The sequence below is a fragment of the uncultured Aquimarina sp. genome (genome assembly GCF_947500065.1).
Taxonomy (GTDB): domain Bacteria; phylum Bacteroidota; class Bacteroidia; order Flavobacteriales; family Flavobacteriaceae; genus Aquimarina.
Window position 1 is genome coordinate 62,957 of sequence record NZ_CANMQT010000014.1, and the last position, 14,294, is coordinate 77,250.

At 33.1% G+C, this 14,294-nt stretch carries 17 protein-coding genes; 14 read left to right on the forward strand and 3 right to left on the reverse strand.

The window, feature by feature from the left end; translation table 11 throughout:
• Positions 1-2: 2 nt before the first annotated feature.
• Positions 3-677, reverse strand: a complete 675-nt coding sequence (locus tag Q0975_RS25235) for a TetR/AcrR family transcriptional regulator (RefSeq protein ID WP_299442638.1) — start codon at positions 675-677, stop codon at positions 3-5.
• A gap of 145 nt (positions 678-822) precedes the next feature.
• Here Q0975_RS25235 and Q0975_RS25240 point away from each other — a divergent pair, with 145 nt between their 5' ends.
• Positions 823-1,176 (forward strand): hypothetical protein, encoded by a 354-nt coding sequence (locus Q0975_RS25240; RefSeq protein ID WP_299442641.1) that lies wholly within the window; start codon positions 823-825, stop codon positions 1,174-1,176.
• A 28-nt stretch (positions 1,177-1,204) separates the two neighbouring features.
• Here the strand turns inward: Q0975_RS25240 and Q0975_RS25245 are convergent, their stop codons facing one another.
• Positions 1,205-1,579 (reverse strand): hypothetical protein, encoded by a 375-nt coding sequence (locus Q0975_RS25245; RefSeq protein ID WP_299442644.1) that lies wholly within the window; start codon positions 1,577-1,579, stop codon positions 1,205-1,207.
• A 111-nt stretch (positions 1,580-1,690) separates the two neighbouring features.
• On the opposite strand from Q0975_RS25245, the gene Q0975_RS25250 reads away from it, so the two are divergent.
• The 11 genes from Q0975_RS25250 to Q0975_RS25300 all read left to right on the forward strand — a co-directional run bounded on the left by Q0975_RS25250 (position 1,691) and on the right by Q0975_RS25300 (position 10,999).
• Positions 1,691-1,957 carry a recombinase family protein gene (locus Q0975_RS25250; protein ID WP_299442647.1) on the forward strand — a complete coding sequence of 89 codons (267 nt, stop codon included), beginning with the start codon at positions 1,691-1,693 and terminating at the stop codon, positions 1,955-1,957.
• 70 nt (positions 1,958-2,027) lie between these two features.
• The gene (locus tag Q0975_RS25255) at positions 2,028-2,414 is read left to right on the forward strand and encodes a group III truncated hemoglobin (protein ID WP_299442650.1); all 387 of its coding nucleotides are present in this window, start codon (positions 2,028-2,030) and stop codon (positions 2,412-2,414) included.
• A 119-nt stretch (positions 2,415-2,533) separates the two neighbouring features.
• Positions 2,534-3,592 carry a 3-oxoacyl-ACP synthase III family protein gene (locus tag Q0975_RS25260; protein ID WP_299442653.1) on the forward strand — a complete coding sequence of 353 codons (1,059 nt, stop codon included), beginning with the start codon at positions 2,534-2,536 and terminating at the stop codon, positions 3,590-3,592.
• Between the two features lie 91 nt (positions 3,593-3,683).
• On the forward strand, positions 3,684-4,205 hold the full coding sequence (locus tag Q0975_RS25265) for a methyltransferase (protein WP_299442656.1): 522 nt from the start codon (positions 3,684-3,686) through the stop codon (positions 4,203-4,205).
• 21 nt (positions 4,206-4,226) lie between these two features.
• A complete protein-coding gene (locus Q0975_RS25270) occupies positions 4,227-5,075 on the forward strand; it encodes a glycosyltransferase family 2 protein (protein WP_299442658.1) in 849 nt (282 codons plus the stop codon).
• A 206-nt stretch (positions 5,076-5,281) separates the two neighbouring features.
• A complete protein-coding gene (locus Q0975_RS25275) occupies positions 5,282-5,455 on the forward strand; it encodes a hypothetical protein (RefSeq protein WP_299442661.1) in 174 nt (57 codons plus the stop codon).
• Positions 5,456-5,672: 217 nt separating this feature from the next.
• Complete coding sequence (locus Q0975_RS25280) at positions 5,673-7,976, forward strand: chondroitinase-B domain-containing protein (protein ID WP_299442664.1); 2,304 nt, start codon at positions 5,673-5,675, stop codon at positions 7,974-7,976.
• 213 nt (positions 7,977-8,189) lie between these two features.
• The gene (locus Q0975_RS25285; protein ID WP_299442667.1) at positions 8,190-8,753 is read left to right on the forward strand and encodes a TetR/AcrR family transcriptional regulator; all 564 of its coding nucleotides are present in this window, start codon (positions 8,190-8,192) and stop codon (positions 8,751-8,753) included.
• A 65-nt stretch (positions 8,754-8,818) separates the two neighbouring features.
• Entirely contained in the window at positions 8,819-9,565 is a 747-nt protein-coding gene (locus tag Q0975_RS25290; protein ID WP_299442669.1) for an SDR family oxidoreductase, read from the forward strand.
• Positions 9,566-9,593: 28 nt separating this feature from the next.
• A complete protein-coding gene (locus tag Q0975_RS25295) occupies positions 9,594-9,890 on the forward strand; it encodes a carboxymuconolactone decarboxylase family protein (protein ID WP_299442673.1) in 297 nt (98 codons plus the stop codon).
• Between the two features lie 62 nt (positions 9,891-9,952).
• Positions 9,953-10,999 (forward strand): FAD-dependent oxidoreductase, encoded by a 1,047-nt coding sequence (locus tag Q0975_RS25300; protein ID WP_299442676.1) that lies wholly within the window; start codon positions 9,953-9,955, stop codon positions 10,997-10,999.
• 5 nt (positions 11,000-11,004) lie between these two features.
• Here Q0975_RS25300 and pafA read toward each other — a convergent pair whose 3' ends face one another.
• Entirely contained in the window at positions 11,005-12,669 is a 1,665-nt protein-coding gene (gene pafA / locus Q0975_RS25305; protein WP_299442678.1) for an alkaline phosphatase PafA, read from the reverse strand.
• A gap of 115 nt (positions 12,670-12,784) precedes the next feature.
• Between pafA and Q0975_RS25310 the strand changes: the two genes are divergently transcribed.
• Together Q0975_RS25310 and Q0975_RS25315 are read left to right on the forward strand one after the other, a co-directional pair.
• Positions 12,785-13,522, forward strand: coding sequence for an ABC transporter permease (locus tag Q0975_RS25310; protein ID WP_299442680.1), 738 nt, complete (start codon positions 12,785-12,787; stop codon positions 13,520-13,522).
• Positions 13,522-14,286 (forward strand): ATP-binding cassette domain-containing protein, encoded by a 765-nt coding sequence (locus Q0975_RS25315; RefSeq protein WP_299442682.1) that lies wholly within the window; start codon positions 13,522-13,524, stop codon positions 14,284-14,286. Before Q0975_RS25310 ends, Q0975_RS25315 begins: the two co-directional genes overlap by 1 nt.
• Positions 14,287-14,294 lie beyond the last annotated feature (8 nt).

Genomic DNA, 14,294 nt, shown 5'->3' on the forward strand with positions numbered 1-14,294 from the left:
TTTTAGTTATTTAAAGAATTAAATACTAGGTCAATAAAATAGGTAGTTGGAGTGATGTTCTCATTACAATCGGTTAATGAAGAAAAATGATCCTTTAAGAAGTGTTGATGCAAAGCACCTTCTGTAACAGTACTGGCTAGACTAGTAGGATATTGATACTTCTTATCAACTTCGATAATCATATCTTTAATTCTATTTACCAGCCTTTTATAGATAGAAAAATATCCATCTTTGTTTTCACTATCAACTTCTTTAGTTAAATACGATTTCGAATATTCATTAATGACAATCTTGTTAAGTAGGATCTCATTAATATGAGAAAAAGAAGAATCCTCTTTTGTTGTCTGAGTGATAATCTCAATAGCCTTCGTAAGTTTTTCTTTCGAATCAGAAATACTATTGGTGGTAAATACCAACTGATATTCTAACCATCCCCAATACCAAGAAGTAAGATACAAGAGTAGTTTATGCTTATTTTCGAAATATCTGTAAATCGAGCTTTCATTTGATCCTATCTTTATTCCTAGTTTCTTAAAAGTGAAACTATCAAAGCCTATCTCGTCAATTAAAAGAATACTATACTCAACAATTTTTTTCCCTAAAGTCGAAGATTCCGGATCCTTAAGGTATATATTATTGTTGATATTAACCTTTAAGTCTTGAAGTATGTATTTCATAATTAAAACTATTTAGCTCAAAAGTAATAGTATTACTATTAGCACATAATACATTAACTATTATTTAACCAAATTTTATGTTTTATTGTTAACCAAATATTAGTAACTTTAGGATACACATCATTCTACATAAAATTACACATCTATGAAAAATCTAGTATTTATAGCATTTTTATCGATAGTTACGATGAATGCTCAAGATTCGGAAGTTTTATCTACAGACACTATAGGCGTTGGAGACGTTATTACCTTAGGAGCGCCTTCGGGGCAAAGCTATCAACACATCTTGTTTCCTCCTACTAATTTCATCATCAAAAAGGGAGGAACCACTAATTTCAAACAATTACAAGGAATAAAGGTAGTGGTCACTGATAAAGAAGTAAAAAAAGGAAAAACCAATATTACCATTAAAAGAAAAGACGGAAAGAAGTTTCTGAACAGTATAGCTGTGGTAAAAGTAAACCTCGAAGCTGCTACGGAAACAAAAGAAATATTATAACATATGTAGTAATGAGTAGCTGAGTAGCTTATAGTCCATCTACATTGAGCTCATCTTTCTTTTTTATTTCTGCAAGTTTATCTCGGATATCCTCATCATCCAGATATCTCAGTAAAGCTTGTTTGAAGTAATCCTTTTTGCCATAAGCAACTCCAGATTCTTTAACCAGATGACCCTCTTTAAGCATATTTCCTTCTCCTGTAACCAACCAGACAGGATTAATTTCTGTATACAATTGTATAATTTTTTCTATAAAGTCACCACCGATATTACTATTAGCGGATTGCAACCTATGTAAATAGCCTGCACTTGCACCTATAGAGAGACTAAAACTTCTAAGGCTAATGCCTAAATGAGCCGCAAAAACGATAACTCTATCTAAAATTTTATCTTTTTTATCCAAAATATTGACTATTATTTGTGTATATCTAATATTTTATATAATATTGTATAACAAAACGATAACGTAACATTCACAAAGATACTTATACCAATAACATTAGCCAACTTATTTATGATCACACCTGAAGAACGTACTGCGATCTTAAAGGTTATCGGAAGTAAACATGTAAAAAAAATACAAGCTTACTTAAACCAAAACAAGATTTTAAGCCCTAATCAAAAACCCTACTCTAAAACGAGTATATCCTATATTCTTTCTGGAGAAAGAGAAAATGAAGTTATAGAGAATGCCATTTTTGCTTATGCCCATCAAAAAATGATCGAAAAAGAAAAACAGCAAGAATTACGAGATCTTATTGTTTCTAAACAAAAATTATAGCCCAAAACCGAAGTACTTGTCCGAATACCTTGTAATTTTGCAGAATAGATTAACGTAAACCAAGGTATTTTTGGACAAGGATGATTTAAAAGATATTACTACCAGAGAGGATATCGAATATTTGATGTGGGCGTTTTACAAAAAGGCATTAGAAGACCCAAACATTGGTTCATTCTTTACCGAAATAGCGCAAATTAATCTGGAAGATCATATTCCTCATATCGCTAGTTTCTGGGAACAACAGCTTTTTTATACCGGGAACTACAAAAAAAATGTACTGCAAATTCACCAAAATCTTCATCAACAAAAAATAATGGAGAAAATCCATTTTGAAACCTGGTTGGAACTATTTACTAGCACTGTAGATCTTAATTATAGTGGTCCAAAGGCAGAACTAATGAAAACTCGAGCACTATCCATCGCTACAGTAATACAATTAAAAACTGGACAGGACTAGTCTATTTAGCTCCTTTTTAACTCATGGATTACTCCTTAGCCATCGTAGAATTTATTATGCAAGCATAATAAAGCCGTTTTTAATGACTACCTTCCCTTTTGAAAAAAGAAAAAGGAAAGATGAATATCAAAATAACTGGCACAGGAAGCTATATTCCTACAGAAATCATACAGAATGAAGATTTTGAAAATCATCAATTCCTTAATACAGATGGCAGCCAAATCAGGTACCCTGCAGCTGTCATTATCGACAAATTCCAAAAAATTACTGGCATTGAAGAGCGTAGATATGCATCTTCCACATTAAATACATCGGATATTGCTTTTATCTCTGCAGAAAAGGCCATCGCCGATTCTGGTATAGATGCAGAAACTTTGGATTATATCATCGTCGCTCATAATTTTGGAGATGTAGCTAAAAACTCATCTCAAGCGGATACTGTACCTAGTCTTGCAACAAGAGTAAAGCACCTTTTAAAAATAAAGAATCCTTATTGTGTAGCATATGATGTACTGTTTGGATGTCCAGGTTGGATAGAAGGAGTTATCCAAGCAACTTCTTTTTTAAAAAGTGGTATGGCAAAAAAGTGCCTTGTTATTGGAGCAGAAACCTTATCTCGTGTTATTGATAAACATGATCGGGATTCTATGATTTATTCTGATGGATCAGGAGCTTCCATTCTTGAAATCACTGAAGACGCAGGTGGAATTATATCCTCCGCTAGCGCTTCTCATACCTACGAAGAAGCTAATTTTTTATTCTTCGGAAAAACCTATGACAACACATCGAGTGATCCTACGAAATATATTAAAATGTATGGTCGTAAAATATATGAATTTGCCTTAACCAATGTGCCTAAGGCAATGAAAAAATGTCTAGACCAAGCTAATATTGATATTTCTGAGGTTAAGAAAATTCTTATCCATCAGGCTAACGAAAAAATGGATGAAGCCATTGTAAAACGATTCTACGAATTATACGAACAGGAAGTTCCAGATGGTATTATGCCTATGAGCATACAAAAATTAGGAAACAGTAGTGTAGCAACTATTCCGACGCTTTTTGATTTAATTCTAAAAGGAAAAATAGCCAACCAATCTATTCAATCAGGTGATATCTTACTCTTTGCTAGTGTAGGTGCAGGTATGAATATAAATGCCTTTCTATATAAATTCTAAATCAATTTGTAAAAATCTTCATATCTGAATATAGTAATCTTTGTAATTGTCTATTTTTACCACGTATAACTAGATTGCAACTTACTTAAAAATGTACGAAGGAACTTTTCCTCATAAACGATATAAAGAAACACTAGAATTCTTAAGAGAGCATATTCCAGCTCCGGCTTCTATTTTAGATCTTGGCGTCCATAACCCTTTCGTGGAGTTTATGGAAAAAGAAGGATATACTGTTAGCAATACTTCTGGAGAAGATCTTGATATAGAAACAGAAGCTGTAAAAACAACAGATGCAGAAATTGTTACAGCGTTCGAAATTTTTGAACATCTGATTGCTCCTTTTAATGTGTTACGCGATGTTAAAGCAAACAAGATAGTAGCTTCTATACCACTTAAACTATGGTTTTCTCCTGCATATCGCAGTAAAACAGATCCGTGGGATCGTCATTATCATGAGTTCGAGGATTGGCAATTTGACTGGTTATTAGAAAAAGCCGGTTGGGAGATAAAAGCTAAAAAGAAATGGACACATCCTATCAAAAAAATTGGTTTCAGACCTTTACTTAGGTACTTTACTCCGAGATACTATATCATATATGCAGAAAGAAAATAGTTCACATCAATCACTACCATCTTGAACATTTATATTGTCATACCAGCGCATAATGAAGAACTATTGATTGCTAAAACCTTAGATTCATTAGTAACTCAAACAGTACTTCCTAAAAAAATAGTGGTGGTCAATGACAATTCTACAGATAGTACGGAAGCTGTTGTGAATAATTTTATCCGTAAGCATCCCTATATTTCTCTGGTCAATACCACCTCTTCTGAGGATCATATGCCAGGTAGTAAAGTTATTAATGCATTCTACAAAGGATATAAGACACTGGATGATGCATATGATGTGATTTGTAAGTTTGATGCGGATCTTATTTTTCCAGAAAACTACCTGGAAACATTGATAACCAATTTCGAAAGAGATCAAAAAACCGGAATGGTAGGTGGTTTCTGTTACATCCAGAAAGGAAATGACTGGGTACTAGAAAATCTAACCAATAAGGATCATATCCGTGGAGCGCTAAAAGCATATAGAAAATCTTGTTTTCGAGATATTGGTGGATTAAAACCTGCAATGGGTTGGGATACTGTGGATGAGCTAATAGCACAATATCATAAATGGGAAATCAAAACGGATGAATCGCTAAAAGTAAAACACCTAAAACCTACAGGGAACACCTATAATTCTAAAGCAAAACACAAACAGGGAGAAGCTTTTTATAAAATGCGGTATGGTTTTATAATTACACTAATTGCGTCTGTAAAACTCGCGCTATTAAAAAAACAACCTCGGTTAATAAGTGATTATATAGCTGGTTTTTTTAAGGCTAAAAAAGAACGCCAATCATTTTTAGTTTCTAAACCAGAAGGCAAATTCATTAGAAAACTTCGTTGGAGAAAAATGAAACAGAAAATATTCTAATACCTTATTTTGTAATAAGAAAACTAGGGTTCGTAAAACTTTTATAATAGTCTTTTTATTTTTTTGTCAAAAACCTTATATCGAATTTGTGTTATTATTTTTTCCGTGAATATTAATTACTATCAATTTAAAAAAAATTAACTTCTTTTAACAGTAACATATCGGCTATTAAAGACATTAATATTTATAATCATAAAACAATTATTATGTTACACAAAATTTTAAATGTAAAAGGAGTTGAAATCCTTAAAAAAGAAAATCAGAAAAAAATAACCGGTGGATTTTATATAAATCCAAGAGGCGGAGGTCAATGTAGTTTGTCTATCTGTGCGATATGGGATACTCTAATTTTCAAACCTAATTGTAATTGTGATTCATAATCTAAATTATGTGACACATTAAAAGTTTCGATAGGTCTAGATATCTATCGAAACTTTTTTTTATAACTACTCCTATATTTCTATTCTTTTGGCTATTAAAAAAAATAGGCCTAACTTCGTCCCACACACAACTTACAAGTATCTACTTTTAATAAAGCATTAGACGATTTTCAACGTTTAGTGGGAATGTTTAATACAAATATTTCAAAACAAACAAATGAAAAAAAGTAGACTTTATAGCTATCTAATAGCTATTCTATTAATGATAGGTTCTTGCACAAAAACCAATCACAAAAATCAAACCGATGGAACCAATGTTGTTACAACCATCGAAGAATTCAATAGTGCAATTGCCTCAGCAATACCTGGAGATGAGATTACACTAAGTAATGGCATTTGGACGGATTCGCATTTTGTAATTGCTGCAGAGGGCACAGAAGAAAAGCCTATTACTATCAAAGCACAAGAAAAAGGAAAAGTGATCCTTTCTGGTAATACTTCGTTAAAAATTGGTGGAAAGCATATACTTATACAGGGATTGGTATTTACAGATGGATATACCGAAGAAGATGCCTTAATTATTTTCAAAACAGACGATGGAAAATTAGCAGAAAACTGTAGACTTACAGAAATTGCAATTGATCATTTTAATCCAACCAACAGATTTGATAAATCTGAATGGATCCATCTTCACGGAAAAAACAATCGAGTAGATCACAACTATTTCGGAGGAAAACTAAATGCTGGAGTTACGCTCGTGGTAAAATTAAATAACAAAAATAGCTTAGAAAATCATCACAGGATTGATCACAACCATTTTGGATATAGACCTAATCTAGGATCTAATGGAGGCGAAACACTTCGAGTAGGTGTTTCTACATATTCGCTAAGTCCGTCAAGAACATTGATTGAGAATAATTATTTCGAACAATGCGATGGCGAAGTCGAAATTGTTTCTCTTAAATCCAGTGACAATATTGTACGTAATAACGTTTTCTATGAATCGGCAGGAGTATTAGCACTAAGACACGGAAATCGAAATCTGATAGAGAATAATTTTTTCATAGGAAATAACAAACCTGGTACTGGTGGAGTCCGTGTAATTAATGAAGGACATACAATCAAGAATAATCATTTTCAGGAACTAAAGGGAAAACGTTTCTTTGGAGCGCTTCCGGTAATGAATGGAGTTCCTAATTCATTAATTAACCGATATCACAGAGCAGAGAACACAGACATTATAGGAAATAAATTTTTAAAATGTGATCATATTCAGTTCGGTGTAGGAGCAGATAACGAAAGAACAGATACTCCTAAAGATATAAGACTTGTAAATAATATGTTCTATCATCCTGAAAGAAAACAAGTCTTCGAAGCTATTTCTGATTACAGCACCTTCTCCTTTTCAGGAAATGAGGTAATATCTGCTGATTCAAAATTCAATCATAAAGGTTTTACCCAAGTTACAACTACCTTCTCCAAAGATCCAGTGGATGGTTTACTAAAAAGCAAAAACTATCAACCAAAACTTCCTTTTGCAAAAAATGAAGTAGGACCAAACTGGTATACGCCCCAGTTTAAATATTTTGAGATTACAAATAAAAACCCAAATACAACACAAGTATCGAGTAATGAAAATGATGCTTTTTTTAATACCGTAAAAAGTGCCGTATCAGGTGATACTATTCAATTAAAACCAGGAACGTACACTTTCACAAAACCTTTAATCATAAACAAAACACTAACAATCAAAACTGATGGAAGTGATAGTCATGCAATCTTTACATATGACCAAAACGAATCACAAAATCCTTTGATTGTTATAGAAAATGGAGGAAGTCTATCAATTAAAGGAGTGCTATTTGATGGTGCTTCGGAAAATGGTATTGCAAAATCCGCCATAGCCACCTCATCAAAACCTATGATTGAGCACTATAAATTAAAGGTGGTTTCTTGCGAATTCAAAAATTTCAATGCGAGTCGTAAAACCGCGTTTAGAGCTTACAAAAATACCTATGCAGATACCTTAATTTTTAAGAATTCTACTTTTCATAATATTTCAGGGAATGCAATCAGTTTAGATGGCGAAAATGAAAATAGAGGTCGCTACAACGCAGAGTATATAAAAATTGATAACTGCCATTTTAGTAAAGTAATGGGCAGTGCAATTTCTCTATTAAGAATGGGTAATGACGAAAGTACAACAGGACCATTTTTAGAGGTTAAAAATTCTACTTTTATAGATGTAAATAATAAAGATCTAGGAAGTGTGGTTCTGCTTTGGGGAGTTCAGAAATTGAATATTGACAATCTATTATTTATCAATTCTGGAAAAGGCGGAAGAGCCATAAAATATGAAGATCCAGGATGGGCTATTAGTGCAATTGATAATATCAGCTTAATTAACTCGGGTCGTATCGAATCTTTTGGAGAACGTACAGGTAGTAATATTCAAATTGTAGAAACTGAAAACCCAACAACCTATAAACCAACACATACCGGAAGTAAACCTCAAAAATAAGTATACTCAAAACTTATTCCCGATAACCAATACAATCATCAAATAACAGTTTAGTTTTTGTTAAACAAACCTCAAAACTAGACAAGTCTGTCTAGTTTTGTTTTTTTTATATATATTTGCACTGTGAAATAACATAATGAAGCATTTCAATATTAAATGAAATGATTACAATGCAATTTCATCTGAATTCTCAAAACATAAAATATTAACTAGGTGAAACATTCTAAAGTAAGAGATCATATTATAGCTACTGCTTCTTCTTTATTTTATAATAAAGGATATAATCTTACAGGGATAAATGAGATCATTAAAGAAGCAGGAATTGCAAAGGCTACATTGTATAATCATTTTCCGTCTAAGGAAGATATTTGTATCGCCTATCTTCAATTTAAGAATAGTACTTTCACTAAAGATATAAGAGATTTTGTATATAAAGCTTCTCCAGGAAAAGACAGAATATATGCGTTATTTGATTTTCTTACACTTTTCTTTGATCAAAAAGATTTTAATGGATGTTGGTGTTTAAATACATACTCCGAAATGCCAAAAGAAAACGAAACTGTTCGAACTGAAATTCAACAGCAGAAGAATGATTTTATACATTTCATCAAGGATCTTGTTATCGAGAATTGTAATCAAAACTCTGATCAAGAGAACGAAATGCTTGCCAAAAAGATTTACCTATTATATGAAGGTGCGATTTCAGAAAGTAAAGTACATCAAAATACGTGGCCAATAGAAGCCTCCTTATCTTTATGTAAGAAAATCATTGATTAAAAAAATTTACATTTACACAGACAGACTTGTCTGTCTTTTTTATTAATTATTTAAATATATAAACAATGACACAATTCAAAAACAAAACAGCTCTAGTAATTGGAGGAACCAGCGGAATCGGTAAAGCAACTGTTGATTCTTTAATAGAAGGAGGCGCTACGGTTCATGTAGTAGGTAGAAATACTTCTAAAATTTCTGATGCAGATAATATCATTAAACACCAAGTTGATATTACGAATCCTACTAATGTCAACCAACTTATTGAAACTATTTCTAAATTAGATCGATTGGATTATTTAGTAAATGCCTCTGGAATTTTTGGCCCAAAAGCATTTTTAGATCACACTGTAGAAGATTATAATTCCTATCAGGATTTAAATAGAGGTTTCTTTTTTATTACGCAATCGGCGGCTAAGAAAATGAAAGAAAGCAATAGCGGATCTATTGTAAATGTTGGTTCTATGTGGGCAAAACAAGCTGTAAAAGCCACTCCTTCTTCAGCTTACTCTATGCAAAAAGCAGGATTACATTCCCTAACTCAACACTTAGCAATGGAATTAGCTGATCATGGAATCCGAGTAAATGCAGTATCACCTGCGGTAGTAGAAACTCCTGTATACGATGGTGTTTTTGGAGGAGCTGATGAGGCTAAAAAAGCATTAGTTGGTTTTAATAATTTTCATCCCATCGGAAGAAACGGAACTGCACAAGATGTAGCTAATAGTATCACGTTCTTATTATCGGATCAAGCTTCATGGGTAACCGGAGCCATTTGGGATACTGATGGTGGTGTAACTGCAGGAAGGAATTAATTAAAAAAAGCATCGGATTATGTATGATATGAATCACCTAAAAAAATTAGGTACACTTGGTAAAAATGCATCAGAGGCTATGAAGGCTTTTCAAGCATTTGACAGTATTGCTTTACAAGAAGGAGTCATTCCTGTAAAATATAAAGAACTAATGGCTGTTGCTGTAGCATTGACTACGCAGTGTCCATATTGTTTAGAAATTCACAAGAAGAATGCAATTAAAGCAGGCGCTACTCAAGAAGAGCTAGCAGAAGCTACATTTGTCTCTGCTGCGCTTCGTGCTGGAGCAGCTGTTGTACACGGAACACATCTTATGGATGAATAAATTAACATTATAAAGTAAAACTCCTAAAGAGAGGAGTTTTACTTTATATATTTATATACTATATGAAATCAGAAGTACTCATCATCGGCGCTGGATTAACCGGTTTATTACTTGCCTACAGACTAAAAAAACATGGAATAGCTGTTAAGGTTATTGAAGCCAGAAATAGAATCGGAGGAAGAATACACACGCTACAGTCTGAAAATGAAACTCCAATCGAAATGGGAGCAACTTGGTTAAGTACTGAACATCATGAATTACTTACACTACTAGAAGAACTAGAGCTTCCTGTTTTTGAACAATTCATGGAAGGAATAGCACTTTTTGAACCTTTATCCACTGCTCCACCTCAACAAATACAATTGCCAACTAATCAACAACCCAGTTATAGAATACAAGGTGGAACCGCATCACTTATTAAAAAACTTGCTGAATTCCTTACTAATGAAGAACTAACGTTAAACGAGAAAGTAACACACATTGATTATACTAATCATTTTGAAGTTCGATCTTCTCTTAACACCTATTATGTGAATAAAGTAATTTCTACAGTTCCTCCTATGCTTTTGGTAAATGCTGTACAATTCAATCCATTACTACCTAAAAACGTACATGATATTGCTAATAAAACTCATACCTGGATGGGTGATTCTATTAAATTTGGCATTTCGTATAAACAACCTTTCTGGAAAGAAAATAATTATTCGGGAACCGTTTTTAGCAATGTTGGTCCTATTACAGAATTATACGATCACTCTAATGTAGAAAACACTCGTTTCGCATTAAAAGGGTTTCTACAAAATGGAATGTACACGCACACCAAAGAACAAAGAAAATCTAAGGTACTTAGTCAACTTCAAAAACTGTTTGGAGAGAAGGCTTTGGAATACTTAGCCTACGAAGAAGTTGTTTGGAAACAAGAACTAAATACTACTATTCATTCAGAAAAATTTATATTTCCACATCAAAATAATGGACATCATTATTATCAAAATGGTTTTTTTGATAATAACTTCTTTATTGCTGGGTCAGAAACCGCTACTAGACATGGAGGATATATGGAAGGTGCAATACAAAGCGCACAATCCATATACCAAAAACTTATTTAATAATCTTATTTTAATACAAAAGGCAATACATCCCCTGTAGCGCCATTAGGAAATGTAATTCCTAACAAAGCAGAAATTGTTGGTGCAATATCAGGAATTGTAGTTTTCTGTGTTGTACTCCCATGCTTGATACCCTTACCCATAAATAATAAAGGAGCATGAGTATCGTAATTCAAACCGCTTCCGTGAGTAGATCCTGTTCGAGAATACAGAATAGTCGCAGGGTTTAGCACAAATATCACATCTCCACTTCTTTTTTGATTATATCCTTTTTGGATTAAGGCAGCAATTCCTTCAGTATATGTGCCCGTTAATAATTGTTCTCTGGTAAATACTTTATCTATTTGATCATATTGTAAGATGTAATGCGCAATAGTTTTCTGCAAATCCTGAGCATTTATATTATTTTTATCTAAAACATCATATGCAAAAAAGACCTGGTCATTAGCTATTTTCTCTATCAATCCGTCCACTTTAAATCTTTCCTTTACAAAATCGGTAACCTTAGTCGATAAAGTATCCATTTTAAAATAACCGGATGGTATCTTTACTGTCTGCAAATAAGACGGTACATGAACAGCTCCATGGTCTGCTGTTAAGAAAACTGTATAATTACCTTTTCCAACCTTGCTATCTAAGGCTCCAAAAAAACGTTCCAAATCCTTATCTAATCTCAAATATGTATCTTCAATCTCTTTGGAATTAACTCCAAAATTGTGACCTACATAATCCGTACTGGAATAACTAACTGTTAATACATCTGTGATATCATCTTTACCTAGCGCTTCTCCATCAATTGAAGCTATTGCAAAATCCGTTGTTAAGCTATTTCCATATGCAGATCCTTTTATAATATCGTACCCAGCATTTTGATCTTTTAGTTCTGCTAAATCATAGGGAAATGTGGCGGTTTCTTTTCCTTTAAACCCTGCCTCAAAATTATTTTTGTCCGCACCACTCTCTTCGTAAGTAGTAATATCATATAAGGTATTCCATTCTTTAAAATAAGATTCTGCTTGATCAGAATCATTAAATTGTTGTACCCAATCCGGTAATTCATTTCTATAATATGTACTTGTAATCCAATTACCTTCATCTTTACCTCTAAACCAATAGGCTCCATTAGCAGAATGTCCTGCTGGCAATATTGCTCCTCTATCTTTTATAGCTATACCAATACTTTTTCCCTTTAACTGTGTATGTAATCTATTTTGATCTGCAAAAGTGGTAGTTTTCATACGACGAGGAGACATTCTTTCTAACTCACTATCAGAACCTACTGCTCTGACCAATGAATCACTAGCACAATACACCATATTTTTTCCAAACTTATCATACCAGTAATTAGATATGATCCCATGATTTTGTGGAGTCGTTCCAGTAAATACAGAAGCGTGTCCTGGACCAGTATATGTTGGTATATAGTTAAAATGATTGTTTTTACAATTAAAACCTTCATTAACCATTCTTTTAAAACCTCCCTCTCCGAAACGATCATAAAACCTAGTTAGGTAATCATATCGCATTTGATCTACTACGATACCAACCATTAACTTGGGTCTTACAGAAATTGTTTCTTCCGAATTGACGCCTATTGATGACGAATCTTTAGTTGTACATTGAATAGCACAGGTAATTATTATAATTACTAACAATATTTTCTTGAACATTACTTTTTTTCCTTTAGACGGTTAAAATACCATTTATGCAAATGTAAAACTTTAATAGAAGGTTAAATGCTGTCCCTATTTTTTTTTCTATTTTAGCCCTTCTAATGTAGGACATATGTTTTATCTAGACGATATCGGTCGTTATTTTTTAATGCTTAAAGGAGTTTTTAGTCGAATGACCAAAGGCTCAGTTCTTAGGAATTTGATTTTAAAAGAAATTGATGACCTTATTATAGGATCTTTAGGTATAACTGTATTTTTAGCTTTCTTTATTGGAGCGGTTGTTGCCATACAAACGGCACTGAATCTTAATAACCCTTTGATTCCTAAACAACTTATTGCATTTGCATCTCGACAATCTATAATTCTGGAATTTGCTCCTACCTTTATTTCCGTAATTATGGCTGGTAAAGTTGGTTCCTTTATAACTTCCAGTATTGGTACTATGAGGGTTACGGAACAAATTGATGCATTAGAAGTAATGGGGATCAATTCACTTAATTATCTTGTTTTTCCAAAAATCATAGCAATGCTAACGTATCCATTTGTAATTGCTATCGCTATGTTTGTGGGGATTTTTGGGGGATATGTTGCAGGTGTTTATGGTGGATTTGTATCTAGTAGTGAGTTTATCAGTGGGTTGCAGGAAGATTTTATCCCATTTCATCTGGTATATGCTTTTATAAAAACATTTTTATATGCATTCTTGTTAGCTACGATACCTTCTTTTCATGGGTATTATATGAAAGGAGGAGCCTTAGAAGTTGGTAAAGCTAGTACCTCTGCATTTGTATGGACTACTGTCGTTGTTGTTATAGCTAATTATGTATTAACCCAATTATTATTAAGCTAATGATAGAAGTAAAGGATATACATAAAGCATTTAATGGAGAAGAGATTCTGAAAGGAATCACTACTACTTTCGAACGTGGAAAAACTAATTTGATTATTGGTACCAGTGGTAGTGGTAAAACGGTTTTCTTAAAATGTATGCTTGGGTTGTTTACACCAGAAAAAGGTAGTATCTGTTATGATGGCTCAACTTATTCTGAGTTAAACGAAAAACAACAAAGAGATCTGAGAGAACAGATGGGAATGGTATTTCAGGGTAGTGCGTTATTTGATTCTATGACAGTAGCAGAAAACGTGATGTTCCCCCTAAGAATGTTTACCAAACAGAAGAAAGAAGAAATGCTGGATCGTGTAAACGAAGTACTAGCTCGTGTAAATCTCGAAAATGCTAATAACAAACTTCCATCTGAGATTAGTGGAGGTATGCAGAAACGTGTTGCAATTGCCAGAGCGATCGTAACCAGGCCAAAATATCTTTTCTGTGACGAACCTAACTCTGGACTAGATCCCAGAACAGCAATCGTGATCGATAATCTTATAAAAGAGATTACAGAAGAATATGACATTACCACGATTATCAATACTCATGATATGAACTCTGTGATGGAGATTGGAGAAAAGATTATTTTTCTAAGATATGGTCATTTAGAATGGGAAGGTGATAAATCTCAAATCTTCCAAACTGATAATGAAGCCGTAACAGAATTTGTGTACTCTTCTAACTTATTTAAAAAAGTAAGAGATGCACAATTGAAGGGGTTGTAGAAGTCTTA